Genomic DNA, 26,518 nt, shown 5'->3' with positions numbered 1-26,518 from the left:
CTCGGGACATCATCCTTCGCCAGTTTCCCCAAGTCGCATTCGTCCGATAATTATCACCATTCGGCGACATCCGGACGTACAAAACTCATAGCCGGCATTCGGGGCGGCGCCACCTCCGGAGTTGCCCTCTTGTTCCCTTCACTTGCAAAAAATGCGGAGAAAATGACATGTCGAAGGAAGTCGTCGCCGATTTGCTCGATGCCCTCGACGCCTTGGGCGGGGGAATCCACCCGGGGTTTCGGCCGGTTCATGCGCGGGGCGTGATGATCGGGGGGACGTTTGTGCCGGCGCCCTCGGCCGCCGGTCTCACGAAGGCGCCGCATGCGAACCGGGCGTCAGTCCCGGTGACCGTGAGGTTTTCGATTGCCTCGGGCATTCCCTCGTTCGCCGAGAACGATCCGGCGGGGGCCGGGCCGCAGGGGATGGCCGTCCGGTTTCATCTGGCCGAACACACCCACACGGACATCGTCGCCCACTCGCACGATGGCTTCCCGGTCCGCACAGGGGAGGAGTTTCTTGAATTCCTCAAGGCCGCGCTCGCCAGCGGCCCGACGGCCCCGACGCCGCCCCCCATCGTGGCCTTCCTCGGCGCCCACCCGTCGGCGAAAGCCTTTGTCGAAGCCCCCAAGCCAATTCCCTCAAGTTTCGCCCGGCAGGCGTATTTCGCCGTGAACGCCTTCAAGTTCATCAACGCCGCCGGCGAGAGCCGGTTCGGCCGCTTCCGCATCCGTCCGACCGCCGGAACCGAATTCCTCACCCCGGAAGAAGCCGCGAAAAAGACGGCCGACTTCCTTGATGCCGAGATGTCCGCGCGGCTGGCCAACGGACCGGCCGAGTTCAAGGTGTTCGTGCAATTGGCCGAAGCCAGTGACGAAGTGGCTGACTCGACCAAGAGCTGGCCCGCCACCCGAAGCGAAGTCGAATTCGGAACCATCACGCTCACCGAACGGGTGGACGAACTGGCCCCCGATCACCGCAAACTGATCTTCGATCCCGTCCCCCGTGTGGACGGAATCGACTCCGCCGGCGATCCGCTGACCGACATCCGCTCCGACATCTATCTGCTGAGCGGCCGCCGAAGAAGGAAGGCGGCGGAGTGAGGAAGGGGTTAGAAGATGAGGCCGCCTTTGCGAAACCCGGAGATCGGACACATGCTCTCATTTTTGTCCGGCCGTCGGCCCATCATCATCTTCTGCTTGATCTTGGGTTTCGTGCCCTCGGGCATTGCGGAGGAACCCAAGCCGGTTCGGTTTCTGGCAGAGTGGGGCAAGTTGGGGGACAAGCCGGGCGAGTTTAATTTTCCCATCGGCATCGCCGTCAACGCGGCCGACGAGTTGCTGGTCACGGACCACTACAACAGTCGCGTTCAGAAATTCGACCGGCAGGGTAGATTTCTCGGCCAGTTCGCGGTGCCGTCAAACCCCGGCGGGCTGGCCGTTGACCGTGACGGGAATTTTTACATCAGTCATTTCCCCGCCTCCATCAAGAACAAAGATCTGGCAAAAGATTGCGTGACGAAACACGGCCCCGATGGCAAGCTGCTGGCCCAATGGGGTAAAACCGGGACTGGCGATGGCGAGTTTGATTGCCCCGGCGGTCTCGCCGTGGACAAGGAAGGCCAAGTCTATGTTGCCGACCAGACGAACCAGCGGGTGCAGGTGTTTGATCGATCCGGGAAGTTCCTGCGCAAGTGGGGCGAGCACGGAAACGAACCGGGCCAATTCGGCGGCCAGGCCGGCAAAATCTCCCGCGTCGGCGGCCCGCAGTTTGTGGCGATTGACACCGCCGGTGATGTGTGGACCACGGAGGCCGCCAATGGCCGCGTGCAGAAATTCTCTCCGCTGGGGAAACCGTTGCTGGCTTGGGGCGACAACGAGAAGAAGGTGGGCAGTTTCGGCGGGGGCTTCGAGGGGTTCGGCCAACCGGTGAAAATGCAGGGGCCGGTTTCGCTGGGCTTCGACAAAAACGGAAGCCTCTGGGTCGCCGCTGTGAGCGGCCGCGTCCAGCAATTCAGCCCGGAGGGGAAATACCTGCGCGGCCTCGCCGAGGGACAGGGAACCAAACCGGGCCAGTTCTTCGCCCCGCACGGCCTCGCACTCGACAGCACGGGAAGCCTGTACGTTGTTGACTCGTTCAACCACCGGATTCAGAAGTTTGAAGTCCCGCGTTGAAAAGGATTGGGATTCAATCCAACACGATTAATGGTGAGCGACAATTTGGCCGCCTAGTCGATGGCGGTAAAACGGGGGACACTGATGGCGTTTCGATTCGGATTGCTTGCGGGAATGATGCTGTGCCTGACTTCGGTGGCTGCGGCCGAAGAAGCCAAACCGGCGGCCTTGAACCAACTGCGGCTGTATGTGCCGATCCCTCAACTGGAGAGTCGATTTGGAAAAGATGTGATGCCTCTGGTGGCGTACATCAAGGCGTTGGAGAAACGTCTGGGGGAGATTCTGGCCAAGGAGAAGCAGCCGAAGGCAAAGGGGTTGTTGATCGCCGTCGGCATCAAGTCGAAGAAGAAAACCCGCATTTGGTGCGAGGCCATCGGGGGCGAGGCCCCGGACGAACTTCTGCGGCTGATCGAGAAGGAACTCGCCATGATCGAGGCCCTCGATCTCGTGAAAAGCCCGGCGGGCTTCGCGATGGAGATCAACCTGTTCGGGCAAAAGCCCGACAAATACCCGGAGTTTCCGCAAAGCTGGGTCGATGCCGCGAAAAAGAGCGAAACGAAACTATTGCTCCCGCCGGATGATTTGTTCAAAAGCATCTGGCCGGATTGAGAACTGGTCAACGCCGTCCCGCCTATCGAAGTTGAGTGTGCCGTCACACGCCAGAGAATCCTCCATGAAGCCGAGGTCATTGTGGTTCGCGTATGGAGTGTTCCTCGCGACTGCTGGCCGACGGCCGAAACTCCAAGCGATGCGATAGAGACTGGCTGGCGGGAAGATGGTTAAACCCGTGAGGACATGAGTTGGGCAGATAGAGGAAAAGAAACAATGTTCATGCCGTGGGATTTGGAGGATTGGCTCACCGAAGCTGGCGGCCGCGTGGTGCAAAAGATGGCTGATTGCGGTCACAAGACACTTACTCCGGAAGAGCAGTTGATCTATGAAGTTTGGCTCTTCGACACGGAGACGCGCAACGGAGGAGTGAGCCAGTATTTCGGGAATCGAGGAATCGAACAATGGCGGAGCCTGCGGACGGCCGCCGAGAGCCAGAACTTGCCGAGACTGAAGCAGTTCATGGATGAAGTGGATCTGTTAATCGGAGAAGCAGCCGATCCGTACGCCGTCTCTCTGGCGGTTTCCCCGCCAATCGAAGAAGTTTACTGGCGATCCCATCAAACCGGAATTGTCGAAGAGTTGCGGCGAATGGTATCGGAAAGAGACTGACCAAACTTGGCGGCTGATCCTCCTTCATTCAAATCATGTAAAAACCTTCCTTCGCCAGACACCAATTTTGTTATCCGGCGGCCCTCGCCGGAACCTCGAAAAAGTCTTCTTGCTTTTATTTATAGCCTGTCTAGTATTAAGGCATGGAACCCATCAACGGCGACAAACTGCGCGGGCATCTGGAGGCGATGCTCCTTTCCACGCTGGAGCGGGGCGGGGCGCATGGGCTGGAGATCTTGCACCGGTTGGAGGAGGCCGGGTGCGGGTTGCTGCGGCTCAAGGAAGGATCGCTCTATCCGGCCCTATATCGGTTGGAGGCGGCCGACGAGGTCAAGGCGGTTTGGGAGACGGAAACGCACGGCCGGAAAGGCGCCCGTCGACGCATTTACACGCTGACCGCCAAGGGACAGCGCAAGCTCGACGCCGGACGGGTGGAGTGGCGGCAATTCGTCAAAGTTCTCGGGGGCATTCTGGGGGCGTCGGCATGAACGACACCACACGGATTCAATTGAAAACCATCGTCGAACGCGCCGTGCGGCCCGTTCGGGCGAGTTCTTCCCGCAAGCAAAAGATGCGAGAGGAACTGCTGGCCCATGTCAGCGGTGTCTACGAAGAAGAATCGGCCAAGCCCGGTGGCGACCAAGCCGCCTTGGAACGCACGGCGTTGCGGTTCGGGAACCCCGCCGAGGTGACCAACCAATTGGAGGAATCGGTTCCGGTCGGCGACGGCCTCTTGCAGTTCTGGGAAGGCCGGCCGGGAGAGTCGAAGTGGCGGGGAGCCTTCCGGTTCATCTGGGTGGGGGCAGCAGTCTGCCTGGCACTGCTCGGCATCGCCTTGTTCGCGGCGGGCTTGGTGCGCGCGTGGTCGCGCGAGGAACTGCTCGCCGTCAGTTCCGGCCGGGATTTCTTGCCCCTGTGGGTGTTTCAAATGCCCTTTGTCCTGGCTGGCTTCACCTTGGTGATGTGTTGGATGGAGAGATCGCTCCGGGGCGGCCCCCCGCTCGGTGACCGGCGGCGAACGGGCTTGATTCGGTCGTTTGCCTCGGCTTGGGCCGAACCGGCGACACGGGTGGCAATGACCGGCGGCGGTTTGTGCCTGTTCGCGTTGTTCACTCTGTTGCACATCAGCGCCAATTGGCCCGCCCAGCCCACAGGCCGGGACTATCTGGCCATGAGCCTCGCCGTCGCCCCGTTCACGGGCGGTTGGGCGGCCGCCTCTGTGTTCTGCGCATGGATTTTCGCCCGCTCGGCCGCCGAACGGCGTTGGCATCACGCGGAATGGTCAAGCCTGCCGCTCGGGCCGTCTTTGTGAGTTCGCTCATCCCTGACAAAGTCGCGGTCGGCCGCCAAGTCTTCTTGCCCAATCTTCCTGCTCAACGTCATCGGCACATTCAACGCCGGTTCCGGGTGTTTTTGGCGGCAAAACCCGGCGCGTTTCTGTGATTCCGATTTCAAAGGCCGATTTATCATCATCGGTCCGTGAGGGCCGGGAGAATGGCCGGCACCCCCCCGCCAAAAATATCTTCTCTGAGCGCCCCTCATTTTTGACCGAACGAGGCAGCGATGCAATCCAACGTACAAGTTGGCAGGACTCGGGCGGGAGCGTTGGTCTGGGTGGTGATGGTGATGGCCTCTGTTTGGCCGGCCGCCATCCGCGGACAGGAAAAAATCGACGGGCCGCCGAAATTGACGCCGGAAGTCGTGGCGGCTTGGAAAGACGCCGGGTTTGAGTTCGGCGTGATGCGCGCCAGCGCGCCCGACATGGGCTGGTTTGTTGAAAAGGAGAATGCCAAGCCGGGTGATCTGCCGTGCTTCCGGATGGTGGCCCTCAAAGAAGACATTCTGTCGAGACTGCCAGACCCGGCCGGGCCGTTCGGGCTGGACCTGACCCACTCGCCGGTGAAAGACGCCCACCTCAAAGAACTGGTCCGGTTCAAAAACCTGCGGTCGTTGAATTTTTTCAACACGCAAGTGACCGATGCGGGCCTGAAGGATCTCGCCGCGTTGGATAAAATCCAATCATTGAACTTTGGCTCGACGCAGGTGACCGATGCGGGCTTGAAGGAACTGGCGGGATTGAAAACGCTCCAAAAATTGCACTTGAGCAGCACCCAAGTGTCGGACGCCGGCCTGAAGGATCTGGCCGCGTTGAAAGACCTCCAATCACTGGATTTGGACCACACAAAGGTGACAGACGCGGGGTTGAAGGAACTGACGCGGCTAAAAAGTCTGCAATACCTGTACCTTCGCGACACCAAAGTGTCGGACGTCGGCCTGAAGGATCTGACCGGACTGGAAAGCCTGAAATCACTTTGGCTCGGCGACACGAAGGTGACCGGCATTGGCCTTGATGAACTGGCCGGGCTGAAAAAATTGGATTCGCTGCAACTGGGCGGCCTCCAGTTAACCGATGAGGGCTTGAAGCATCTGGCCGCGTTGAAAGACTTGAAAAGCTTGGGCCTCAGCGGCCCGAAAGCGACCGACGCGGGCCTGACGGGAGTGACCGGACTGAAAAACCTGGAATGGCTGGCGCTCATCCACACCAAGGTGACGGACAAAGGCTTGAAAGCGCTGGCTCCCCTGAAAGACCTGAAAACACTGGTGATTATCCGCAGTTCGGTGACAGACACCGGGGTGAGGGAACTTCAAAGGGAATTGCCGGGCTGTCAAATCAAGTTCAACAAATGAACGACTTCTTCCAACGCAGGCCGGGTGTATTGTTTGGGTCGGATATTATCTTTTGACCGGGTCATCGGCCCCGGCCGGGTATCGTCTCATATCCGAGTTTGAAGCGTCAACAGGGGCCAAACTTGGGCCGGTGCGGCCACCTGTCCTCTCCATCCGCGACGCATGAATTCGGGAAGCACGACCCTCGCTGACGCTTCAAGCTCGGACATGGCACAACTCATCGGGATGATTCGTAATCCAAAAAGCAAGCATTGCCCCCGCTCAATCGCTTAGAATGAATTCGTCAGTGAACGCAGATTTTTCAACCGGTGTCGCGTCAGCCGTATAAGACGCATTGCAGTGGGAAAAAAGATTGTCGTCCGCGAGGGCGAGCCGATGGCGGAAGCGCTCCAACGGTTGCAGAATCACATCCGTCGGGATTGCATCGATGACAGAATCCGACGCCGATGGTGGCCGGGAAAACCACACGAAACACAGGGCCAACGGCGACGACAGCAAAAATTTTTCGCCAAGGCAGTGGCACGGAGCGAACAGGCGAAACAGGCGATCTTGCGGGCAAAAGGTCTCGTGTGACTGCTTCGTCGCCTCATTCCGGTGAACGACGGCGGGGGCATCGTGAGTCGCGACAATGATGAAAGCCGAATGGACTCCATCAAACGTCGCTGCTGTTTTCACCGCCCCGGCGATCGATCTCGGGTGGTGCGGGCGGCTGGAATCGGCGGCCGGGAATGCAATCCTCGGCAAAGTGTTGTGCGTATGCGCGGCGGCCGCCGTCGCTCGGGCGGTATTACAGGTGACTCCCCGTGTCAGCGATCAAGCATCAGACGCCTTGAAATTACTTTGTCGATGGATTGACGACCCGACCATCGAACGATTTGAACATCTCTGTGCCCTGATCTTTTGCGACGAACCGCCGGAATTTGATCCGCACGGGGTGCTCGGGTGGGCGCTCCGAACGGCGACAAGTTCCGTCGGCAATCACGAAGCAGGCTGGGCTTTGACAACAGCTTGCCGGGCCGCGACCGAGGCGGGCTTCACCCCCGAACAACTCCGGGCTTTCGTAGAAGTTGAAGTGCGATCATATTACGGCAGGACTGTCGATCAATGATCCCGACCGCCGTGAGGACGGCCGGAGAGTTTGATGCCCGGCACTCGTGGTTTCGCAAGGGCGGTATCAAACCAAACGGGTCGTTCTCTCGTCGAATGAGTGTCTGGCATCCTGTCATGCGAGAGACGGAGGGGCCGTCCGGGAGAACTTCAATGAAAGCATGTCTGGTGATCGTCTCGGCGGCGTTGTTCCTCTTCACTCCGGTTGCCGGGCAGGTGCGGGGTGGCCCTCCCATTCGGGAGGAAGGGGAGCGGCGGCAGAAACTTGTCGATACGTTGAAGAAGTCGCTGGCTGCCGAAACCACCGATGCGGGCAAGGCGGCCGTTCTGGCCAAGGCAATGAAGGACGAACCCAACCCCAACGTGCGGCGGGTCGTTTTGGACGCCATCGGGCCGCTGTCCGGCGCCGAACTCGACAAGTTCCTCACGGACGTGTTGACCGGGGATTCGGATGCCGGCATTCGCAGCCAGGCGGCCGTCGCCCTCGGGCATCTCGGCTCCGAGAAGACGTTGGCGGCGCTCGGCGCCGCCGCCAAATCGGACAAGACGACGGACATCTTGATGGGCGATATCGGAGGGCGGTCCAGCGCGAGACGGCCAGCCACATTCGCCATCGCCGAACTGGCGGCCCGCTTCCCCAAATCGGCCGATGATGCCGCGGTCATCCTGCGAGCCTTGTCTCCGGCCGCCGACACAAAAGATTCCGAATCGCTGGCCGACGCCCGGCTTCAGGCGTTGTACCAGATCACTCGGGATGAGAAGCTCCTCAAACCCTTCTATGAACGGTTAAAAAGCCGGGAAGCCCCGGAGCGGGTGTCCGGCGTGGTGGCGTTCCGCTTCCTCAAATTGAAATCGGCCCCGCCGGAACTCCTCGCCGCCCAAAAGGATGACGACCGCGAAGTCCGGTCTTGGGCCAACTTTGTGGTGAACGAGATCACCGCCCCGAAGGCGGCGCCCCGGCCATGAGTCAATTCGCCGGGAAACCAAGGCCGACCGGTTCGCGATATTAAGCAGCGCCGTGGTCACCCCGGATTAATCTTTCCGGTTGATCTTCAAAATGTCGTTGATCTCCTTCCGGCGTTTGTCGGCATCTTCTTTCTCAAGTGGTTCCTTCACCGGAACCTTGATCTCTTTTCCCTCCAAGACGGCCTTGATGGTTTCTTGCAGTTCCTTGACAGCGCCGTGGAAGCAGGCCGACATACCGGGTTCCGCGCGGATCAGGAGCCAATACTTTCCTTCGCTGTTGTAATCGACCGAATAACAATATCGGTCGATGAAGACATACCCGAATCCGACCGGGGTTTCGCGGTTCATGCCCTCCAGGGTAAACGCCACCGCTGTTTTTCCGTTCCCCATCCAGTCAAAGATCGGCTTCACGTCTTTGGCCTCCGGGCGAATGACGTGCTTGAACGATGTGATGGGCGACGGCCTGTCCTTGAACGTCTCCGCCGACTCGAAGACGATAATTCCCTTTTCCTTGTCGTGCTTCACGATCTTCAACAATCGGATTTGAAACGAATCCTTGCACATCTTCTGCATGGTCATGGGCGGGAAGTGAATGTACCCTTCGGCGCGCGAGGCAAACAGCGTCACGACAAACCCGGCAAGCATCAAGGATGTTGGCACACGAATCGACATGAAACTTCCCCATTCCCACGGGTTTCGGAAGCCCGATCAAAGACAGTAACAAGCCCCCCCGCCGATTGCCAGCAGCAACGCCCCTCCGATGACAAAACCGCGAGGTGAATCGCCGCCTCGTGCCATCGACCGGAGCGCCTTGTCCGGGGCGAGAAAACAGATAAGCCCCTTGGCCGCCAGCAACCACCCAAACCCGGTCAGCACCGCCCCCGGCCACGCCCAGGAACCATGCCCGGCCACGATGGCCGCGCCGCAAGCCAGACTCACCCCGCCGTTGACAAACGCCCCCGCCCGGCCGCAGGCGTGCAACTGCCGAAACGCTCCGGCCCAATCCTTCGGCCGCAACAAGTGGGACAAGCCAATGACAAACGCCGTGATCGCCACAAACCACTCGACCGACCGCTCCACGGGTGACACTCGCTTTCACCGGCAAGGCGGTTTCAATCTTCGGGTTGTCAGATGGATGCCGTCCGTTCGGAATCACACCCCAATGTCTTCGTTCCAGAGTGTGGGGTTCTCAAGAATAAATTGCCGCATCATCTCGATGCAGCGAGGATCTTGAAGCACCTCGACGATCACACCCCGGCTCCGCAACAATTCTTCCTCGCCCATGAACGTCACGTTCTCGCCGACAATAACCCGAGGAATACGGTAGAGCAAAATCGCGCCCGAACACATGGCGCACGGAGAGAGCGTGGTGTAAAGCACGCTCTCTCCGTAGACGGACGCCGGCAGTCTCCCGCCATTCTCAAGGGCGTCCATCTCTCCGTGAAGGATGGCGCTCCCGCGTTGAACACGGCGATTGTGCCCGCGTCCCACGATCTTTCCCTGATGCACGAGCGCCGAACCGATTGGGATGCCCCCCTCGGCAAGTCCCGCCTCCGCTTCCGCGATCGCCGCCGCCATGAAAAGGTCCACGCCGCGCCTCCTGTCCTTGTCTTGCTTCAATGAAATTCACGGAGAAGCCGGTTTTCGCCTCGCGGCCTCGACCCGTTGACGGAGTTCGGCATCACGGGCGTCGGCCTCGGCCCGTTCGGCCTCGGAGAGATTGTCCACCTCGAACACCCATTCGGTGATCTTCCGAAGATGGCTGTCTCCGGATTCAACCGCCCCCAGCCGCACCGTGCCGCGGAACCGCTGATTTCGCGCCCACTCCCCCAAGGCCAGCCGGTCTTGCTCGGTCACCGGGCGGTTCTTCCGGCTGACATCTCCGTAAAGATGCAGACTGCCGCCCAGCGCGCCCATCCCATAATTGTCCCATCCGCGGCTTTCAAAGTACGCCCGCAAGTCTTCGCGAATCCGATCCAATGTGCCAGCCGGATTGAGGCTTGCGGGAATCTCGAAGTCGTAGAGAAAATAGATGTTCACCGGCCCCGCCTTTGCGCGTCAGCACGCCAGACACTTCCTCATTGAAAATACGGTTGGAACCAACACATCGAAAGCCCGGCTCCAAAAAATGAAACCGGGCCGGCGTCTCTTATTGACCGGAAACAATGTCAACGGTGATGCCGCGAACTTGGGGGGCGACGGTCACTTTGTCGCCGGGGTCATCGACGGAGACTTGCACTTTCTTGAGGCCGACGCCGCGAAGGTCGCCGATGGCCACGGTGTCCGCGCCGCTGGCGGGATTAAGATTGACCTGCTCGACATGGTCCATCACCACGGTGAAGTTCACCAGATTGGTTCGCTGGAACACCAGATGCTTGTTGATGACGTTCAACGCGAAAGCGTCGCTGGCGTTGCTGTTGCCGATGATGGTGGCCGTGTCGCAACCGGCGCCGCCGTCGAAGTGATCGTCAATCGTGCCGGGATTCCAAACATAAGTGTCATTCCCGGCCTGGCCGAGGAAGGTGTCCTTGCCGAAGCCAGAGATGAAGGTGTCATTTCCGGCGCCCCCTTCCGTGAGGTTGTTGCCGACGACCGGCCCCACCACGACGCCATTGATGACCCCGGCCAGACCGCCGACGATGCCGCCATTCTGGATGTTGATGTAATCGTTGCCCGCCCCGCCGTACACCTTGGAATCCGGCGAGCGAAGCAAGACGCCGTTGGCGTCCACCGTGTTCAGGCTGCGATCCAGCGTGATGGAATCGTCACCCGCGCCGGCCTGAATGTTAATCAGGCCGATACTGTCGCGCGTGGCCCCGGCGACGGCCACCCCGTTGACCGTGATTTGCCCGGTCGAATCGGCCGCGACCAAGATTTGGTTGGCGTGCGCGTCCCCCTTCACAAACAGCACGCCGGCGGAGGCCGATGACAGCACCGCCGGAACCTCCCGGTCCCCCAGTAATTCAAGATTCGGACGCAAACGAGACATGAAAAAACCATTGCGCAAACGAGACATGAAGAACCCCTATCGAGAAGTGAAACGGGCGATCACATGGAAGTGACGCACCAGCTTCATCGTGGGGGATGAATTGCCCAAATGCGTCATCGTGACGGGAGAGAATCGTTTCGCCGACAGAACCAACCGAGGGGATTTGGTGTTCCGGAGCCGCCTCCATGACGGCCGGGTTGCGCTTGGAGCCGTTGAATTCCTGAATGGGTTGGCGTCCAAGGCAACGCCGGGAACTGTAGCATCAAGAAACCGTCTGGCAAATCAAGTTTCAAGAAGTTTTCGCACTCTTCAGACGCCGCCTGAATCAAAATCCCGGCCTGTCAGAATGCCGCCAAAACAGAATCACACCGGAACGATTTCGCGTGCTAACGGCCGAACGCTTATCAAACGATTGGCGGGATATTCGGAGTGAAAGCGGCGATGTGAGGAATTTGATTTTCCGAGATGAAGCCACCGCTTCCCGGCAGGCCCATACCCACTCCCTCGGGAGTGCTGGCAATAAACCCATCGAACTCGTTCAGAGGTTGTCGGTGGGTTTGGTGCGTTTCGAGAGAAGAGTCAACACATTACCACGGCGATGGGTGCCGACCAGTTGTTCATTGGCGCCACCTCCAACATTCGCGTCTCCGGCAACGTGCTCTACTCGGGTATTCTTGGTGAATCGCTGACGGACAACTTCGGCCCGTTCACCAATATCTACTTGGGAACGCGAATCGTGACATAAGAGGCAAACGCCCCGCCAAATGACGACGCTTGAGTCAACCTTGGCGTGCCCGCTTGTGAAACCGCAATCCGAAGGCTTCACAGGCGGGATCGCTTGTTTTTTCGGCGTCGGTGTCACCTGATCCCGATCATTCTCCCGCAGATCGGGACTCCGCTGGCAATACTTTCCTGAATAGCTTTTTTCCGTCCGAGGCTGCCCTGTCTCTACTCTGGCATGTCCTTCTCGCCCACGTTCACCGAAAGGCTGATTAGTTTCCAGCCACCGTGTTCGTTGACGAACTTCATTCCGAATCGCACCTGGGATGGCTCGGACCGATCATCCAGCCCTTTTTCATGATTCGCCGATCCCCGCCGGAAGCCCCGGTTAAATGGTCGCCTTGATTTTCCCGAGGTCACGTTACCGACCCTGCATGACGGACGCAAGCGAATTGCCACTGGCCGCGAATGAGGCAAACGCCCGCCCGTGATTTCATCGCCGGGGTGCTCCGTTTGGCGGCCCATGCCTTCCGTTTGGCCAGAGCGGTCTCCCGTCTGACGTCATTTGTGAGTGCACCAGCTTGCAGGGCTTTGCGATGGCCGGTTCCGGGCGGCGGGGTAGCATACCCTTCCCGCCTCCTTCGGAAAGCTCGCCATGAAACGTCTGGTTGCCGTGATGATTCTGCTTGCCTCGCTGACCGGTTGTGACAAGAAGCCGTCCACGGAGGCGGCTCCGACGGGAGGAAACACGCACCCGTCGAAGGCGTATCCGCCGGAGGAGGCGCTAGCCCGTCTTCGGTCGGTGAACAACTTGAAGCAAATCGGCATGACCCTCGACATGTTTCACATGGACAAAGGCTATTACCCCGCCGTTGACGGGTCCAAAATGTCCTCGTTCCCGGAACTTGAGGGCTTGAGCTGGCGGGCCTACCTCATCGGCAAGATGGAGAGCGACAAAAACAAACGGGCGGATGTCGAGACGGTGCAGAAATGGGCGTCCGGCGGATACAAGTCACCCGACCCGGCGGCGAAATGGAACGTCCCCGAACTCGCGGCCATCCGCCTGGATCCGCTGGTCTGCTCCGTGCCGGACAAGGCAACGCCACCGTGGAACACCTGCTACCGCGTGTTCGTGGGCAACGGGGCGGCGTTCGACAAGGGTGTGTCCGAGAAGCAGGATTTCATGTGGAAGAATTTCGGCGACGGAGTGGCGAACACCATTCTGGTTGTCGAGGCGGCGGACAGCGTGCCGTGGCCGAAGCCGGAGGAACTGGCTTACGACCCGGCCAAGCCGCTGCCCAAACTCGGCCAGTTCGACGACGGGTTTTATGCCATGTTCGGGGACGACAAGGTCCGGTTCATCGCGCGCGACACGCCGGAGAAGACCATCCGGGCGTGGATCACGCGCAGCGGCGGCGAGCAAGTCGATCTGCCGCCCCTCGTGGTGACGAAAGACTTCGAAGAACTTCTCAAGAAATAGCGATCCGAAGCATTCACTAACCGGTTGAGTCAACCCCTGGCATGACGCCCCGGTGAAGCCGCCAGCGATCAAGACCCGCAATCAATTGGAGATTCGTCATGCGTTCGATTGTTGCCGTGATGATGTTCTCGTTGACAGTCGCTTCTGTCTCCCAAGCCGAAGAACCCAAGCGGGAAGCCCCGGCGATGATGCCGGGAGAGAAGGCCGTCCGGGCGGTGCTGGACGAGCAGGTGGCCGCGTGGAACAACGGCGACATCGACGGGTTCATGAAGGGTTACTGGAAGAGTGAAAAACTGACGTTCATTTCGGGCGGTTCGATCACACAAGGATGGGAGCCGACGCGCGAGCGATATGTGAAGCGGTACGCGGCCGACGGCAAGGACAAGATGGGGAAATTGTTGTTCGACGAACTGCACGTCGAACTCCTCGGCGCCGACGCGGCGATGGTGCGCGGGGTGTTCAAGCTCACCCGCAGCGGCCAGACAGATGTTGGCCGGTTCACGCTCCTGTTCCGCAAGTTTGCCGACGGTTGGCGGGTTGTCCACGACCACACGTCCGTCGCGGAAAAGTCCGCGCCGAAAAAGAGTGAATGATTTAACCAGATGGCCGGAACCGGTTATCGGGGAGTGATGCCATGCGCGACAGCAGAGACGACGGACAACGACAGTATCAGCCTCGCCCCCTGAGCTGGTCGGGGGTGTTCTGGGCGGTGTTGCTCGCCAACATGGTGACTCTTGCGGTGGTGGTCGCCTTGCTGGTCATCTTGGGAATTGTGGGATTTTTTCAGGCCGCGCGTCACATGGGTTGACCGGCGAATTTGATCCGAAATGACCGGGCCGTCTGAAGAACCGGAAAAACATGGGTCGGGGACGCCCCCTAAAGCATCCCCGCCCCCGTATCCGGTCCCGTCTGCCGAATGTTCGTCATGTTTGTCCGCAAACCGGCGATCCCGAAAAATGCCCGCCCGGATCACGGTATCAAATAGCCCGATCTATCGTGTTCACTGTCTTTAAATTGCCGAACATACGATTGCGCGCCGAGCGGCGCAGCCCCCTCTCGGGGCCCGTTTGGTGAGAAAACGGGTGCGAGGCAATCACATGTTGTCGGCCAAAAAGGGATCCCAAAATCAAATCTAGTTGGGCGACAATTCGGTAAAAAATCATCTGACAATTCGGATATCCCCACAAGTTTAACGTCGCCGTCTATCACCTGAGTGGACTTTTCCCAAAAAACTGGCAAAAGAAAGTGTCCATCGACCGGAAAATTGCCGCATCGCGGCGATGCAGAGACGATCATCTCGTCTTTCGTGAAACCCTAGATCCACGACATTGCGGAACCGGGCCGTGAGAAACGGCCTCTCTCAAAATCCTCTCTTGTCACCGGTTCGCGCTTGCGGGGTCCGGAAGCGAGTCGTACACTCGGGCACGCCTTCGGGAAATGCCCGGAGGGCGTTCAGGCAATTCATCAATCGACTCGCGGGAAATTCACATGCGTTTGATTTTTCGGACGGCGTGCGGCTTGTCGCTTCGGGGTCGGTTTGAACCAAGAAGCGGTCAAACATGTCCGGCATGTGACTGGTGTTGATGATGATTTTTTTGATCGAGAGTTGTTCGTCGAATTTGGCGCCTTGTCCGAGCCTGAAATGTAGGCGAGAGCCACGCTTGGGCAGGGGAACAACCGAACCCCAAATTGGCGACCAACAACCCGGCAAGCGTGGCCCTCGCCTACTCTTCAGGCTCGGACATGCCCGGCGTACCGAGAATGATTTTCAATACAAGGCGTCACCGTTTGGTTTGAAGCCTTCGGCGAAGAAAGGCAGTCATGCGGACATTATCGATTGGCACGGAATCCATCAGCGGGGATTGCCGGGCCATCTTCAGTGTTCGCCGTTTTGGCGGGCATTTCGTCGCGGTGCGTTACACGGCCACGCCTGTTGATTCCGCGAACGGCTTGCAAGTCGTATCCCCGGAAGGGGCGGTGATGTGGACCGTCCCGCCGGCCGAATGGGAGAGGCTTCAACAGTTCGACCAACTGCCATACGAGTGGCGGTTGCCGGCAGGGCGTCCATTGGTCCCGGACGCCTGGCCGTTGGTTGAAGGCATCCGGAACGGCGTGACCGAGCGAGTCCAGTGGTGGGCCGAAACGCGAGGAATCTGTCTGACCGGTCTTCGGCTGACGCTTGACAAAATCCGTGTCCACCCGACTGATACCACCCCCGGCATCTGCGAGCAGGCCGGCCGAGAAATCGCCGATGAACTGGTGGCCAAACTATCTGCGAAAGACAAGCCAGCCTGACAAGGAATGATGACGAACAAATCAACAAAAACTGATGCGTTTGACAATCCGGCCGGGCTCGTTTAGGCTGGCGAGGCGTTATGAGACGGGGCGACTGGGGAACCGGAATCATCGCGGAACTGGCTTCAGATTTTCCAGCCTCGACAACGGGGATCAGTCATTAATTGAAAATTTCTTCGGAGACGGTCGCATGTTCGGTTTCTTTCGTCGGCGGGACAAGGGCGCGGAATCAGTTGCCACGCCGGAGAACGAGGCGGAAAGCGGGTTGATTGGCGGGTGCCGGGAGTTGATCGGGCCGACGCCGAGGTCGCTGGACGGGAGGGAGGCCGATGCCTGCCGGCTGGAATTGTCGCCCGATTTGGCGGCGTTGTTGACGCAATCAAAGGACCAGTTGCTTCGCATCATCGCCGATCAAAAGGCGCTGCGGGACCGGGGGCAGGTCGTGTGGGGGCATCTCGTGCAGGCCAACAAAATCCTGTTCGAGCCGGACAACACCCTCACGCTTCCCGCCAACGTGGTTTACAGTCTAGACCCGTATTTCGACGGCCGGGTCGCCCAACTGGCGACGATTGCGAGGGGGCTGTTCGCCCGGAAAGGGTCCGTCCCCGGCGAGCGGGAACTGCGGGAGTTCGTCCGCGTCATCACTGACGAACGCGAGCGAATCATGCGGCGAGAACTGCCGCGAACATACTGCGGCGGCCACTCCGTCTACTTCACCAGTTGCTTCATCCAGCCCGGCCACCTGCCGGGCAACTGCCTGCTCCAATCGGCCTTTCCCATGCTCGTCAATTACAAGGAAACCGAGGCCGTGATGCTGCTGCCTTCGCGTTTCTGGCCAAAACCGCTCGTTTCGCAATGGCTGCAAACGCGGATTTGAACCGGTTGAGGCGGGGACCATGTGTTTTGTCTTGGCGAGCCATGCGGTACGCCAGAACAGAAAAAGACCGCCAAAATTGACCGCCAGAGGCCAGAGGGCATTTCATGGAACCTCGCGTGGTTGACGGGAATTTGCTCGATCAGGACGTGGAAGTCATCGTCAATGCGTGGAATCGCAATCTGATTCCGTGGTGGCTGTTGCTTCCGCAAGGGGTGTCGCGGGCCATCAAGCGGCGAGGTGGAAAGGAACCGTTTCGGGAGGTCGGTCGGCGTGGAATGATCCCGCTGGGTGGCGCGGTCGAGACCAGTGCAGGGCGGCTGCCGTTCAAGGGCATCATCCATGTGGCCGGCATCAGCCTGTTGTGGCGATCGTCGGAGTGGTCAGTCCGGGAGTCGGTTCGCAACGCGATGGACATCACCCGGCGGCGCGGGTATCGGTCTATTGCCTTCCCGCTCATCGGTGCCGGGTCCGGCGGCGGCAAGGCCGATCAGGTTCTGGAGTGGATGCGGGGAGAATTGCAGTCCATTGAGTTCGACGGCACAGTCGTCATCGTTCGATACAAGCCGACAGGCGAGTTCTCCCGGCCCTGACGGACCGGTCTTGGTTAGTCAAGCATCCAAACCGAGGCCGTTGGCGGGCGTGAGGGTTTTCGCCCCCAACAACCGGCTTGGCGATTGCCCCATCAAAAGCCCCGGCCTGGAAAACCGATTAATCCAAACCGGTCCGTCACGGCTGGGAAAACTGGCGGGCGATTCCGTCCAATGTCCGTAAGATCATGGAAAAATCTCCCGGCATCGGCCCGTCCGCAATCCCTCCGAACGCGAATGCTATTTTGCTCTCAAAGGAAGCTCTCATGAACATTCGGCATCGCTCATTGTTGGCGGGGTTTTGTCTCTTGGTCCTGACTGCGTCGGCGGGGGCGGCCGAGGGGCCGAAGGTGAAGGGAGAGTATCAGTATTCGCCCGGCTTGGACAACACGATGTTGTTTCTTCAAGGGGATGTGCTGATTCGGCTCGGGGCCGACGGCGTCACCGAGAAAGAACGCCGCCAACTGGGGGCCAAATATGTGCGTATTGCCGAGCGGGCCAAGTATTTCGTCGCCCTGTCTGATTCACCCAAGGCCGTGGTGACGCTGGACAAGAAGACACTGAAGCCGATCCGCGAGCAGGCGCTGACTTATCCCCGCCTGATGGATCTCACCCTTCACCCCAAGCTGCCGGTGAGCTATGTCGCGGTGAAGTTCGACATCAAGGCGCCCTCTTTCCGCGTAATTGTGTTTGACGAGGAATCCGGCGAGGCGCGCGAGCCTCGCGGGTTTTTCGGCACTTGGGTTTGCGTCCACCCGACCGGGACGTATCTCGTCACCGGGCACAAGGACATTTACCAACGCGGCACCAACTTTTTCATCAATCCGGACTGGAAACTGCACTCCATGCCCGAATACGGCAACATCGACCTGCTGATTACCTACGCGCTGGACGACAAGGGCATGCCGACTTTCATGGACCTCAAGAGCAAGGCGGGCGGCAACGGGTCCGGGATTCGCATGTCGGCCAATGGCGAACGGGTCAGCTATCTGTCGGTCGTCGGCACCCCGATGTTCTCCGGGAACCTCGGCGGCTTTGATCCGCTTGATCTCCAGAAACTGCCGGTCACTTATGCGACCAAGGATCGGGCTTCCACGGAAGACCTGGCTTATCACCCGTCGCTGCCGTTGTGCGCCAGCCCCGGCCAAGGCTCGGCAGTGTTCTTCCATCAGGAAAAGGGGACGGTTGAAGAACGGCTGGACAAGCCGGTCAAGTTCACCAAGGTGCATCGCGTGTGGTTCTCGCCGGACGGCAAAAACGTGGTGCTGGACGGGGAACTGGACGGCGTCCGGGCGCTGCGGAGCCTGCCCCTCAAGCTCTCCCCGGCAGAGGCCACCCTCGCGGGCAAGGGGACCGGACCCGTCGCCGACAATTCGGCCAAAGTGAAGGCGGCGATGCAGCGTGCCCGCCGGGAGATCGACCAGAAACTCGACCCGGTCCAGGCCGCCCGCGACAAGGCGGCCGACTGGCTCAAGCTCAACAACGTGTTCGGCCCGGACCACAAGATCGTCACCGACCAGTTGGACGTGATCGACAAAGAAATCGCCGCCGGCCGAAACGTTCACATGATCTTCGGCCGAAGCCTGATGAAGTCCGGCTTGAGCACCCACATGTGCATTTGGAACGGCGTGTTCATCCCCCTGCCTCTGACAGCCGCGCAGGACAAGACATACGACTTCCCGAAGCTGACCCTCGTCAAACAACCCGCCAACAAAGCCGGCTGGCGCTTGTCCGAGCCGAAGGCCCAATTGAGCGGCCTGAAGATCGCCAAGTCCGACGGGCTGGACGGCACGCAAAAGATCACCGGGACCGTTCAATACAACCGTCTCGACGCCGAGCCGGCCTATTACGCCCTCAAGATCGAATACATCGTCAACGGCTCGCTCGTCACAAATTACCACCAAATGGGGGAATATCTGATAAAGAGCGAAGGGGAGATCGCGTTTGAGTTCCTGCCTGTCTTCACAGACAAACGCACCCACAAAGGCCCCCTGCCCGTCTTCGTCGAACTCGTCACCTTCGCCACCCCCGAACGCCGCTCCGGGACCGCGATCGCCAGCAACACCATTGGTCAAATCGTGGTCGTGAAGGCGCCGTGAACAGGGATGAGGGATGAGGGATGAAGTCCGGCCTAATTACGTCTTGTGCCCCGGTCTTCGTAATCTACTCAAATGAAGATCAAACAAGTCCCGGATGACTTTCGTGTCGAAGAAATGCCTGCCTTCGATCCCGAATCGGTTCGCGGGGCGCCTGGCAAGTTCGCCCTCTATCGGCTCGACAAACGGGATTGGACCACGCCGGACGCCCTCACTCTTGTTCGCAAACGCTGGAAACTGCATCCGCATTCCATCGGATTTGGCGGGCTGAAGGACCGTCATGCCCGCACCATCCAATACTTCACCGTTTACGATGGCCCGCCGAAAGACCTCTCCGACAACGGGCTGACCGTCACCCATCTCGGGGCGGTTTCCAAGCCCTATTCATCGGATGATGTCCGGGCGAACGCCTTTGCCATCACCATCCGCGACGCGAACTCGGCCGAGGTGTCCGGCTTGTGGCAGGCCATCCCGGAACTCGCCACCATCGGGGTGCCGAACTACTTTGACGACCAGCGTTTCGGCGGCGTCGGTCCGGACGGCCGGTTTGTGGCCCGCGAGATGGTGAAGGGGAACTTTGAGGAAGCCCTCAAGATGGCCCTCGCGGGGGAGATCGAACACGATCGTTCGTCGGTCAAACGCCGGAAGGCCGTCCTGCGGGAACATTGGGGCAAGTGGCCCCTGCTGGCGTCCAAACTGCCGAGGGGCGATGCCCGCGACATCGTGGAGGGCCTCGCCCGCAAGCCGGATTTTGCCGCCGCGTGCGGCCGACTCTGGCCGGACGATCAGGGGTTGCACCTGTCCGCGTGGCAAAGCCACCTATGGAACCGGATGCTGGACCGGTGGATCACGGACCACACCCAAGAGGTGATTCCCGTTGCCCTGAAGACAGCCACCGTTCACATGCCGATTCGCTTCGATGATGCGGCGGCGCGAGAATGGGCCGAGTTTCGCCTCCCCTATCCCTCGGCCCGCCTGAAACTCGACCCGGAGGCCCCGTGGGCGGGGTGTGTGAGCGCCACCATGAAGGAGGAGGGCATCCCGCTGGAGGAAATGAAAGTTCCGGGAATGCGAAAGCCATTCTTTTCCAAGGGGGACCGGGCGGCGAAACTCATTGTAAGCCAACTGACCGGCGAAGACGCCCCCGACGACAAACACCCCAACCGTCGCAAAGCCACGCTGGCGTTTGAACTTCCACGCGGGGCGTATGCGACAATGGTGCTCAAACGGCTGACCACACGGATGATTGACGGACAACTGCTCGCTTGAAGTGACGCAGGTGTGGCGTCTGTTTATTTTTGACAAATATTCAAGTCCGGCCAGCGTCCGGCCGACAGCCCCATCCCGTTGACCGGCCGGGAGTTGGCCCGCTTGGGGCAAAGTCCGGCATTGAGAAGATCTGATATTTCTCGTTCGCATCCTTGCCCACCGTTTGGGCAGGCAAGATAATGTCTCTATTAATGCCCGACATGAAGGGGTGTTTTTCCCTTCGACGGGTCACTTAATCGCTTGAGGAATAGTCGGCGAATCAAAGTGACCTCCTGCACAGAACGGGGATTGCGTGTCGATTCCGTCAGCCCGTCAATTTACCTCAACTCTGGACAAAACCAGCTTCTCACCCCTGCACAGCCATGAGTACCGGACGAATCTCGTCGCCCGATACACTCATGCCCTGTACCGGTGGTATGTCGCCCGGTCCCAACAGACCCGCAATTGGAACCCCGATCGCGGATTCGACTGGCGGGCATTACGGCAGAATCCCTCCGAACGATTGACGCAGATCCTTGAGGGCTTTTACGCCGTCGAGCAATACGCCCCGGACTACACGGCCCAACTCATCACGCTTGCCCGCAAGAGCTACGGCCGCGCTCAGTTTCAAATCCGCTGGGGTTCCGAGGAAGAAAAACACTCCGACCTTTGGCGGAACACTCTGTTGTTCAGCCGGGCGCGCACACCGAAGCAACTCGAAGACTACACACGGGATCTCCGGGAAAACGCCTGGGAAGCCCCCTTCCAGTCACCGCTGGAAATGCTCTTTTACACAGTGTTTCAAGAGCGGGCCACCCAACTGATCTATTTGAAGACCGGCGCCATCGCCCGCGGCGAAAACCCGAGTTTCCCCGGCGAAGCCGACCCCGTGCTGGCCAAGGTCATCTCGGCCATCGCCATCGACGAGGCGGCCCACTACGACTTCTTCCTGGAAGTCGCCCGGCTGCACATTTATTACTTCCCGGACGAGGCGTTGCGGGCGCTGGTGACGGTCATGAAGAACTTCGTGATGCCCGCCACCAAACTGTATCCGAATTACGACGCCTTCATCACCGTGCTGTACGAAGCCCAAATCTTCAGCCCCCGCCTCTTCGCCCGCGACGTGGCCAAGCCGGCAATGGCTGCCTTGGGCGTTGACACCATCCGGGCCGTCGAGGCGGGCATTATCCGCTCGCGGGAAACGCCCGACGCCGGCGGCATGTTCCGGCCGGACAAGGCGTTCACCGGTTGCAACCTCGGCATCGTGGAATCGGCCGTGCAGAATCTCTTTGGCCGCATCGAACGATTCGAGAACGAAGTCGGCCTGTCGGACATCATGCCGACAACCTTCGAGCCGTGGGGAGACGTGTTGACCATTCCGGATGAAGCCAAACCCGCTGGCGCCTGACACTTAGGGGAAGCCCCCCGTGGCCCGATTGTTGAAACCGCCGACGCCGTTGGACCTGTTGTCCGGCGAACAAAGTGTGTTTCTCGCCGGGTCCATCGAAATGGGCCAGGCCATCGACTGGCAGGCGTCGATGGCGGCCGCCCTCGACGATCTTCCCGTGGCGGTTCTCAATCCCCGCCGGGATCAATGGGATTCGTCATGGGAACAATCTGTTCATCACCCGCCGTTTCGCGGTCAAGTTGAGTGGGAACTGGACGCCTTGGAACGGGCGACCATCATCGCCATCTACTTTGCCCCCGACACACAGGCCCCGATCTCTCTTCTGGAACTCGGTCTCTTCGCCCGTTCCGGCAAGGTGATTGTGTGCTGTCCATCGCGCTATTGGCGACGCGGCAATGTCGAAATCGTGTGCGCCCGTTTTGGCTTGCCGATGGTCGACGACCTGCCTGCCCTGACCGCCGCCGTGCGGGAACGAATCCTCTCCAAAGCCGGTTGATTGGTTTGACGATCACTCAAAATTCATCGGCGTGACCGGCGGATATTTTTCTCCGCATCGGCCGAGAAGTTTTGGTGAAGTCCGCCATCCGGCAAACACTCAAATTCGTACAATATACCTTTTGCCCCAATGAGTTTTATTCCCGATGGCCATCCTGCTTCAGATCACGAAAGCCTCGAAAAGTTACGGCGAACAGATTCTCCTCGACGAGGCCGAGGCCAGCATCAGCGACAACGTCAAAATGGGCTTCATCGGCAAGAACGGCGCCGGGAAAAGCACCTTGTTGCGCGTGCTGCTCGGTGAAGAGGAACTCGATGGCGGCGATGTCATCCGGCATCCGACACTGAAACTCGGCTACCTGCGGCAGCACGACCCGTTCCTGCCGGGGGAAACCTCCCTCGAATTCCTCATGCGAGACAGTGGCCAGCCGGACTGGAAATGCGGTGAAGTCGCCGGCCAGTTTGAGTTGAAGGGATCGTATCTCGAAGGCCCCATCGACAAGCTCTCCGGTGGCTGGCAAACCCGCGTGAAACTCGCGGCCCTGCTTCTGCACGAGCCAAACCTCCTGCTGCTCGACGAACCGACGAACTTCCTCGACTTGCGGACGCAGATTCTTCTGGAACACTTCCTCAAGGGTTACCGGGCGGGTTGCCTGATCGTCTCCCACGACCGGGCCTTCCTCGAAGCCACCTGCACCCACACGATGGACTTGTCTCGTGGCAAACTGACGACGTTCCCCGGCAAAGTGGAGGCGTTCCTCGAATATCAAAAGGAAAAACGCGCCCACGACGAACGCTCAAACGCGGCCATCCTCGCCAAGAAGAAACACTTGGAAGAGTTCATCGCCCGGAACCGGGCGCGGGCCAGCACAGCCGCCCTCGCCCAGTCCAAGAGCAAAGCCCTCGAAAAGCTGGAAACGACCGTGATCCTGAGCGACGAGCCGACCGCCCGGATTCGCGCGCCGCAGATCGAACCCCGCAAGGGCATCGCCCTGCGTTGCAAAGACCTGGCCATCGGCTACCCGGAACGGCAAATCGCCTCGGACGTCCAGTTGGAAATCGACCACGGCTCGCGGGCGGCCATCGTCGGGGACAACGGCCAGGGAAAAACCACCTTCTTGCGAACGGTGGTCGATTCGCTCAAGCCAATCTCCGGGGAAGTCCGCTGGGGCTTCGGCTGCAAGGTCGGTGTTTACGCCCAGCACGTCTACCACAGCCTGCCGGACAAGCAAACCGTCCTCGACTATCTGCGATCTGCCTCGGCCGGCAAACGCCGGGAGCAGGAAATCCTCGACGTGGCCGGTTCCTTCCTCTTCCGGGGCCAGCACACGAAAAAGCCGATCTCGGTTCTGTCCGGGGGCGAGCGGGCGCGTCTCTGTCTCGCGGGCCTGATGCTCAGCGATTACAATATCCTGATCCTCGACGAACCGGGTAACCACTTGGATGTGGACACCGTGGACGCCCTCGTGGACGCCCTCGTGGACTACCCCGGCACCGTCATCTTCACCAGCCACGACCGGCACTTCACGAAACGGGTCGCCACCTGCATCATCGAAGTGCGGGACGGCCGCGTGGTCAATTACAGCGGCCAATACGACGCTTATGTGGAAAAAGTCAACAGTGAGATCGAGGCCGGCGAACGCGAACTCGCCGACAAAAAGCCGAAACTCCCGGAAGGGGTGGCCAAGCCCGTCAAAGCCGCGCCCAAGGCCGTGAAGCGAGGCGAAAAGGACATCCGCAAGGAAATCAAGTCGGTGGAAAAGACAATCGCCCAACTCGACGGCCAGCGCCGCGACTTGAACGCGAAGATGATGAACACCAGCGACGCCAAGGAAGCCCTCAAACTCCACAACGAACTCGCCGCGATCACCAAGCCGCTCGCCGAGGCCGAGGAACGCTGGGTGGAATTGTCCGAGGAACTTGAGGGGGCTTGATCCGGGCTTGGGAACATCACGGAGCCTGGTCAATAAGGCGGCAGCATTCGACCGAACCCATGCGCCAGCACGAGGCCGAGGAAAAGCAGATTTCGCGGGAGTGTGACGGGCAGCCATGCCTCCGGGGGGCGAACCAGCCGGGATTCGCGGATGGCGGTCATCGCGGTCTCGGCAAGTCGTTCCATCCACGGGACCGAGCGGGGCCATTCGCGGATGCCCGCGAGCCAGTCCGCCGGCAGGCCCTGTCGGCCGACGCCGCTGCCGATGATGGTTCCCACGATGGCGGCCATCGTGTCCGCGTCGCCGATGGCGCACCCGAGAATGGCCCCGGCGATGGCATCGGTTTGCATGAAGCGATCTTTCAGATTTGTCAGGCCGTTTCAATGTCTGATTTTACGCGAAGCGAATGGGGCTTTATGTGTGGGCGAAGCGAATGTTCGCCTCGTGAAAATTTCGCCTAAACCATCAGGGCAATCAGCCACCGACAGCAATCACTCGCCCGACGATGGCTTCGATGGAAACCCATCCGTTGGTTTTGCCAATGTTGTTGCCAATAAGCGCCTGGCCGTCCCGAATTTCCTTCACCAAATGTAGCAGGAAGTTGCCATGCCATTCGACCAGCACCACATCATCGACTTGGACGGCCGCCGGGTCAACGGGCTCCAGCGTGACGAGTTGGCCGCTTTCAATTCGGCCTCGCATGGAGCCGCCAAACGGCCGGATTTGAACTTCCCGGCCGTTTGCAAGTTCCTTTCGCGCATCGTTCACCCAACCCATCGATTCCCCATCAATCGAACAATCATCCCAGCCATTTCCAGCCCACTTGTTCATTGAACAGCACGCCGATGCCGAAGGAGATCAGATTGGCCACCGTGATGGTCACTATGTCTTGGAGAGTGTTTCGTCGGGTGCGGGGTTCGGCTTTGCCGAAGGCAATCCAGAAGAGGAGGCATTCCCCGGCGGGGGCGAAGGTTTCCGCGACGACCAGATACCAAATGCGGTTCTCGATCAGCGGCGGCAACACCAGCCAGACGACCGGGTAGGTGCAGGCCGTCAGCCAGAAGCCCGCGAAGAGGCGATGGGGGAACGGATGTCGGCGCGACAGGCCCGCCAGCAGGACCGGCAGTTCCACCGACACCGTCAGCAAGTAGCCGACGGCCATCATCTTCAACAGTTGGCTCGTCGGCATGGTTCAGATCATCCGCAACAGGAAGGGAATTTCCGCAAGGACATGCAGCATGGCCACGGTGAAGTACACGGAGCGGGTCGTCCCGTAGTCGAGCAGGAAGCAACTCCAGAGCGTCAGCACGAGCAGCAGGCCAAAGAGCAGCAAGACCACGACCGCCTTTCGCCAGACGCCGCCGCGACGGGCGACGGGGATGGTTTCCAGTTCCCACGCCCGCGAGCGATAACCCACCAGCGGAATCAGGACCACCCAGACGCCGTAATGCACCATTTCCAAAAACGTATGCAGGGCGACCAACAAGTGGCTGGACACCCCGGCGAGAAACCAATCCCCCGCGTGCCCAGTGATTGCCCGGCTCACGGGATCGTCCCCCGGCAGGTTCGGGGAGGAATGCAACCGGGCGACGAGGGCCAGCAACAGCATCGGCATCACCAGCAACCCGCGACGATACGCCGGGAGCCATTCGCGGTGGGATCGCCGCAACTCGCGGTCAAGCAGCCAGAGAGCCATCAGCGGATGCAGATATACCAGTGCGAAGCCGAAGGCGAACGGTTCCAGCCAGACGCCCGCGACCAGCATGAACATCAGCGGCCAGACCCAGCCGGCCTCAAAACGGGGATTCGTCCGCGAGCGCATGGTGACGAGCGTTGCCAGCCACACGAGAAATACACTGTCCCAGATTCCGTACAGTGATTCGGCCTCCAACATGGCCGAACTGTTTCGCAAATAAGAGGGGATGAGAGCAAAACCGGCCGTGAGGCCGACGATGCCGAGAAACGACACTGCGAAAAACGGCCACAACTTCCCGGTGCGGGCCGGGAGACGCCCGAGGATGTACCGGGCCTCCAGCCAGTTGTGCGGCCCGGCAAACAGAAACACCGTGGCGATGGAAAACGCAATCGGAATCCACCCCGCCAGCATCGCCGCCAGCACGGCAATGAAGGCGAACCCCCCGGCAAATAACCGGCCTTGGTCGGGCTTTGAGAGGGGGAGGGTTGACATGAGTTTTCAGTTTTCAGTTTTCAGAAAAGATGGTTAGTTGGACGACGA

30 protein-coding genes are annotated in these 26,518 nt (G+C 59.9%); 21 read left to right on the top strand and 9 right to left on the bottom strand.

What is annotated here, in order from left to right; translation table 11 throughout:
* Positions 1-167: 167 nt before the first annotated feature.
* The 9 genes from BGIM_RS0114095 (at position 168) to BGIM_RS0114045 (ending at position 8,153) form a co-directional block, all read left to right on the top strand.
* Positions 168-1,100 carry a catalase family peroxidase gene (locus BGIM_RS0114095; RefSeq protein ID WP_020470412.1) on the top strand — a complete coding sequence of 311 codons (933 nt, stop codon included), beginning with the start codon at positions 168-170 and terminating at the stop codon, positions 1,098-1,100.
* A 51-nt stretch (positions 1,101-1,151) separates the two neighbouring features.
* Positions 1,152-2,171 carry an NHL repeat-containing protein gene (locus tag BGIM_RS0114090; RefSeq protein WP_020470411.1) on the top strand — a complete coding sequence of 340 codons (1,020 nt, stop codon included), beginning with the start codon at positions 1,152-1,154 and terminating at the stop codon, positions 2,169-2,171.
* An 84-nt stretch (positions 2,172-2,255) separates the two neighbouring features.
* On the top strand, positions 2,256-2,780 hold the full coding sequence (locus BGIM_RS0114085; protein WP_020470410.1) for a hypothetical protein: 525 nt from the start codon (positions 2,256-2,258) through the stop codon (positions 2,778-2,780).
* Positions 2,781-2,996: 216 nt separating this feature from the next.
* A complete protein-coding gene (locus tag BGIM_RS0114080) occupies positions 2,997-3,392 on the top strand; it encodes a DMP19 family protein (protein ID WP_020470409.1) in 396 nt (131 codons plus the stop codon).
* Positions 3,393-3,535: 143 nt separating this feature from the next.
* Entirely contained in the window at positions 3,536-3,880 is a 345-nt protein-coding gene (locus BGIM_RS0114075) for a helix-turn-helix transcriptional regulator (protein ID WP_020470408.1), read from the top strand.
* Positions 3,877-4,704, top strand: a complete 828-nt coding sequence (locus BGIM_RS0114070; protein WP_020470407.1) for a hypothetical protein — start codon at positions 3,877-3,879, stop codon at positions 4,702-4,704. Before BGIM_RS0114075 ends, BGIM_RS0114070 begins: the two co-directional genes overlap by 4 nt.
* A 251-nt stretch (positions 4,705-4,955) precedes the next feature.
* Positions 4,956-6,080 (top strand): leucine-rich repeat domain-containing protein, encoded by a 1,125-nt coding sequence (locus BGIM_RS0114060; RefSeq protein ID WP_020470405.1) that lies wholly within the window; start codon positions 4,956-4,958, stop codon positions 6,078-6,080.
* 628 nt (positions 6,081-6,708) lie between these two features.
* Entirely contained in the window at positions 6,709-7,188 is a 480-nt protein-coding gene (locus BGIM_RS0114050; protein ID WP_020470403.1) for a hypothetical protein, read from the top strand.
* A gap of 152 nt (positions 7,189-7,340) precedes the next feature.
* Positions 7,341-8,153, top strand: a complete 813-nt coding sequence (locus BGIM_RS0114045; RefSeq protein WP_020470402.1) for a HEAT repeat domain-containing protein — start codon at positions 7,341-7,343, stop codon at positions 8,151-8,153.
* Between the two features lie 66 nt (positions 8,154-8,219).
* Here BGIM_RS0114045 and BGIM_RS0114040 read toward each other — a convergent pair whose 3' ends face one another.
* From BGIM_RS0114040 to BGIM_RS0114020, 5 genes are all read right to left on the bottom strand, one after another.
* Positions 8,220-8,825, bottom strand: a complete 606-nt coding sequence (locus BGIM_RS0114040; protein ID WP_020470401.1) for a hypothetical protein — start codon at positions 8,823-8,825, stop codon at positions 8,220-8,222.
* A gap of 36 nt (positions 8,826-8,861) precedes the next feature.
* Positions 8,862-9,242 (bottom strand): hypothetical protein, encoded by a 381-nt coding sequence (locus tag BGIM_RS0114035; protein ID WP_157368979.1) that lies wholly within the window; start codon positions 9,240-9,242, stop codon positions 8,862-8,864.
* A 63-nt stretch (positions 9,243-9,305) separates the two neighbouring features.
* On the bottom strand, positions 9,306-9,743 hold the full coding sequence (locus tag BGIM_RS0114030) for a nucleoside deaminase (RefSeq protein ID WP_020470399.1): 438 nt from the start codon (positions 9,741-9,743) through the stop codon (positions 9,306-9,308).
* Between the two features lie 36 nt (positions 9,744-9,779).
* Entirely contained in the window at positions 9,780-10,193 is a 414-nt protein-coding gene (locus tag BGIM_RS0114025; RefSeq protein ID WP_020470398.1) for a hypothetical protein, read from the bottom strand.
* A 109-nt stretch (positions 10,194-10,302) separates the two neighbouring features.
* Positions 10,303-11,142 (bottom strand): hypothetical protein, encoded by an 840-nt coding sequence (locus tag BGIM_RS0114020; protein WP_040888865.1) that lies wholly within the window; start codon positions 11,140-11,142, stop codon positions 10,303-10,305.
* Between the two features lie 598 nt (positions 11,143-11,740).
* Here BGIM_RS0114020 and BGIM_RS62865 point away from each other — a divergent pair.
* The 12 genes from BGIM_RS62865 (at position 11,741) to BGIM_RS0113945 (ending at position 24,282) form a co-directional block, all read left to right on the top strand.
* A complete protein-coding gene (locus BGIM_RS62865) occupies positions 11,741-11,887 on the top strand; it encodes a hypothetical protein (RefSeq protein ID WP_020470395.1) in 147 nt (48 codons plus the stop codon).
* A gap of 630 nt (positions 11,888-12,517) precedes the next feature.
* The gene (locus tag BGIM_RS0114000; RefSeq protein ID WP_020470393.1) at positions 12,518-13,342 is read left to right on the top strand and encodes a hypothetical protein; all 825 of its coding nucleotides are present in this window, start codon (positions 12,518-12,520) and stop codon (positions 13,340-13,342) included.
* Positions 13,343-13,440: 98 nt separating this feature from the next.
* Complete coding sequence (locus tag BGIM_RS0113995; RefSeq protein ID WP_020470392.1) at positions 13,441-13,935, top strand: YybH family protein; 495 nt, start codon at positions 13,441-13,443, stop codon at positions 13,933-13,935.
* Between the two features lie 41 nt (positions 13,936-13,976).
* Positions 13,977-14,150 carry a hypothetical protein gene (locus tag BGIM_RS62860; protein WP_020470391.1) on the top strand — a complete coding sequence of 58 codons (174 nt, stop codon included), beginning with the start codon at positions 13,977-13,979 and terminating at the stop codon, positions 14,148-14,150.
* Between the two features lie 1,013 nt (positions 14,151-15,163).
* A complete protein-coding gene (locus BGIM_RS0113980) occupies positions 15,164-15,637 on the top strand; it encodes a hypothetical protein (RefSeq protein ID WP_020470389.1) in 474 nt (157 codons plus the stop codon).
* Between the two features lie 190 nt (positions 15,638-15,827).
* Positions 15,828-16,514, top strand: a complete 687-nt coding sequence (locus BGIM_RS0113975) for a hypothetical protein (RefSeq protein ID WP_020470388.1) — start codon at positions 15,828-15,830, stop codon at positions 16,512-16,514.
* A gap of 104 nt (positions 16,515-16,618) precedes the next feature.
* Positions 16,619-17,104 (top strand): macro domain-containing protein, encoded by a 486-nt coding sequence (locus BGIM_RS0113970; protein ID WP_020470387.1) that lies wholly within the window; start codon positions 16,619-16,621, stop codon positions 17,102-17,104.
* 263 nt (positions 17,105-17,367) lie between these two features.
* Positions 17,368-19,200 (top strand): hypothetical protein, encoded by a 1,833-nt coding sequence (locus BGIM_RS0113965; RefSeq protein ID WP_157368977.1) that lies wholly within the window; start codon positions 17,368-17,370, stop codon positions 19,198-19,200.
* Positions 19,201-19,272: 72 nt separating this feature from the next.
* Positions 19,273-20,466 carry a tRNA pseudouridine(13) synthase TruD gene (truD, locus tag BGIM_RS0113960; protein ID WP_020470384.1) on the top strand — a complete coding sequence of 398 codons (1,194 nt, stop codon included), beginning with the start codon at positions 19,273-19,275 and terminating at the stop codon, positions 20,464-20,466.
* Positions 20,467-20,758: 292 nt separating this feature from the next.
* Positions 20,759-21,853: an acyl-ACP desaturase gene (locus BGIM_RS0113955; RefSeq protein ID WP_020470383.1), complete on the top strand. Its 1,095-nt coding sequence runs from the start codon at positions 20,759-20,761 to the stop codon at positions 21,851-21,853.
* Between the two features lie 19 nt (positions 21,854-21,872).
* Positions 21,873-22,349, top strand: coding sequence for a nucleoside 2-deoxyribosyltransferase domain-containing protein (locus BGIM_RS0113950; protein ID WP_020470382.1), 477 nt, complete (start codon positions 21,873-21,875; stop codon positions 22,347-22,349).
* A gap of 145 nt (positions 22,350-22,494) precedes the next feature.
* Positions 22,495-24,282 carry an ABC-F family ATP-binding cassette domain-containing protein gene (locus BGIM_RS0113945; RefSeq protein WP_020470381.1) on the top strand — a complete coding sequence of 596 codons (1,788 nt, stop codon included), beginning with the start codon at positions 22,495-22,497 and terminating at the stop codon, positions 24,280-24,282.
* Between the two features lie 29 nt (positions 24,283-24,311).
* Here BGIM_RS0113945 and BGIM_RS0113940 read toward each other — a convergent pair whose 3' ends face one another.
* The 4 genes from BGIM_RS0113940 to BGIM_RS0113925 form a co-directional block, all read right to left on the bottom strand.
* Positions 24,312-24,632 carry a hypothetical protein gene (locus BGIM_RS0113940; RefSeq protein ID WP_020470380.1) on the bottom strand — a complete coding sequence of 107 codons (321 nt, stop codon included), beginning with the start codon at positions 24,630-24,632 and terminating at the stop codon, positions 24,312-24,314.
* A gap of 124 nt (positions 24,633-24,756) precedes the next feature.
* Positions 24,757-25,059 carry a hypothetical protein gene (locus BGIM_RS0113935; RefSeq protein ID WP_020470379.1) on the bottom strand — a complete coding sequence of 101 codons (303 nt, stop codon included), beginning with the start codon at positions 25,057-25,059 and terminating at the stop codon, positions 24,757-24,759.
* 22 nt (positions 25,060-25,081) lie between these two features.
* Positions 25,082-25,471, bottom strand: coding sequence for a hypothetical protein (locus tag BGIM_RS0113930; protein WP_020470378.1), 390 nt, complete (start codon positions 25,469-25,471; stop codon positions 25,082-25,084).
* A gap of 3 nt (positions 25,472-25,474) precedes the next feature.
* Positions 25,475-26,470, bottom strand: coding sequence for a hypothetical protein (locus BGIM_RS0113925; protein WP_020470377.1), 996 nt, complete (start codon positions 26,468-26,470; stop codon positions 25,475-25,477).
* Between the last annotated feature and the right edge of the window lie 48 nt (positions 26,471-26,518).

Origin of the sequence: Zavarzinella formosa DSM 19928, from assembly GCF_000255705.1 — a bacterium.
In the GTDB taxonomy this organism is placed as follows: Bacteria; Planctomycetota; Planctomycetia; order Gemmatales; family Gemmataceae; genus Zavarzinella; species Zavarzinella formosa.
This window is presented reverse-complemented; position numbering and strand designations above follow the sequence as displayed.

Bases quoted from the DNA above. Each gene is read 5' to 3' on its own strand.
- truD (WP_020470384.1), top strand. From the start codon at position 19,273: ATGAAGATCAAACAAGTCCCGGATGACTTTCGTGTCGAAGAAATGCCT.
- BGIM_RS0113995 (WP_020470392.1), top strand. From the start codon at position 13,441: ATGCGTTCGATTGTTGCCGTGATGATGTTCTCGTTGACAGTCGCTTCT.
- BGIM_RS0114075 (WP_020470408.1), top strand. From the start codon at position 3,536: ATGGAACCCATCAACGGCGACAAACTGCGCGGGCATCTGGAGGCGATG.
- BGIM_RS0113940 (WP_020470380.1), bottom strand. From the start codon at position 24,632: ATGCAAACCGATGCCATCGCCGGGGCCATTCTCGGGTGCGCCATCGGC.
- BGIM_RS0114050 (WP_020470403.1), top strand. From the start codon at position 6,709: ATGATGAAAGCCGAATGGACTCCATCAAACGTCGCTGCTGTTTTCACC.
- BGIM_RS0114070 (WP_020470407.1), top strand. From the start codon at position 3,877: ATGAACGACACCACACGGATTCAATTGAAAACCATCGTCGAACGCGCC.
- BGIM_RS62860 (WP_020470391.1), top strand. From the start codon at position 13,977: ATGCGCGACAGCAGAGACGACGGACAACGACAGTATCAGCCTCGCCCC.
- BGIM_RS0114000 (WP_020470393.1), top strand. From the start codon at position 12,518: ATGAAACGTCTGGTTGCCGTGATGATTCTGCTTGCCTCGCTGACCGGT.
- BGIM_RS0113970 (WP_020470387.1), top strand. From the start codon at position 16,619: ATGGAACCTCGCGTGGTTGACGGGAATTTGCTCGATCAGGACGTGGAA.
- BGIM_RS0113980 (WP_020470389.1), top strand. From the start codon at position 15,164: ATGCGGACATTATCGATTGGCACGGAATCCATCAGCGGGGATTGCCGG.
- BGIM_RS0113935 (WP_020470379.1), bottom strand. From the start codon at position 25,059: ATGGGTTGGGTGAACGATGCGCGAAAGGAACTTGCAAACGGCCGGGAA.
- BGIM_RS0114045 (WP_020470402.1), top strand. From the start codon at position 7,341: ATGAAAGCATGTCTGGTGATCGTCTCGGCGGCGTTGTTCCTCTTCACT.
- BGIM_RS0114040 (WP_020470401.1), bottom strand. From the start codon at position 8,825: ATGTCGATTCGTGTGCCAACATCCTTGATGCTTGCCGGGTTTGTCGTG.
- BGIM_RS0113945 (WP_020470381.1), top strand. From the start codon at position 22,495: ATGGCCATCCTGCTTCAGATCACGAAAGCCTCGAAAAGTTACGGCGAA.
- BGIM_RS0114095 (WP_020470412.1), top strand. From the start codon at position 168: ATGTCGAAGGAAGTCGTCGCCGATTTGCTCGATGCCCTCGACGCCTTG.
- BGIM_RS0113925 (WP_020470377.1), bottom strand. From the start codon at position 26,470: ATGTCAACCCTCCCCCTCTCAAAGCCCGACCAAGGCCGGTTATTTGCC.
- BGIM_RS62865 (WP_020470395.1), top strand. From the start codon at position 11,741: ATGGGTGCCGACCAGTTGTTCATTGGCGCCACCTCCAACATTCGCGTC.
- BGIM_RS0114085 (WP_020470410.1), top strand. From the start codon at position 2,256: ATGGCGTTTCGATTCGGATTGCTTGCGGGAATGATGCTGTGCCTGACT.
- BGIM_RS0114090 (WP_020470411.1), top strand. From the start codon at position 1,152: ATGCTCTCATTTTTGTCCGGCCGTCGGCCCATCATCATCTTCTGCTTG.
- BGIM_RS0113930 (WP_020470378.1), bottom strand. From the start codon at position 25,471: ATGCCGACGAGCCAACTGTTGAAGATGATGGCCGTCGGCTACTTGCTG.
- BGIM_RS0113965 (WP_157368977.1), top strand. From the start codon at position 17,368: ATGAACATTCGGCATCGCTCATTGTTGGCGGGGTTTTGTCTCTTGGTC.
- BGIM_RS0113975 (WP_020470388.1), top strand. From the start codon at position 15,828: ATGTTCGGTTTCTTTCGTCGGCGGGACAAGGGCGCGGAATCAGTTGCC.
- BGIM_RS0114060 (WP_020470405.1), top strand. From the start codon at position 4,956: ATGCAATCCAACGTACAAGTTGGCAGGACTCGGGCGGGAGCGTTGGTC.
- BGIM_RS0114020 (WP_040888865.1), bottom strand. From the start codon at position 11,142: ATGTCTCGTTTGCGTCCGAATCTTGAATTACTGGGGGACCGGGAGGTT.
- BGIM_RS0114080 (WP_020470409.1), top strand. From the start codon at position 2,997: ATGTTCATGCCGTGGGATTTGGAGGATTGGCTCACCGAAGCTGGCGGC.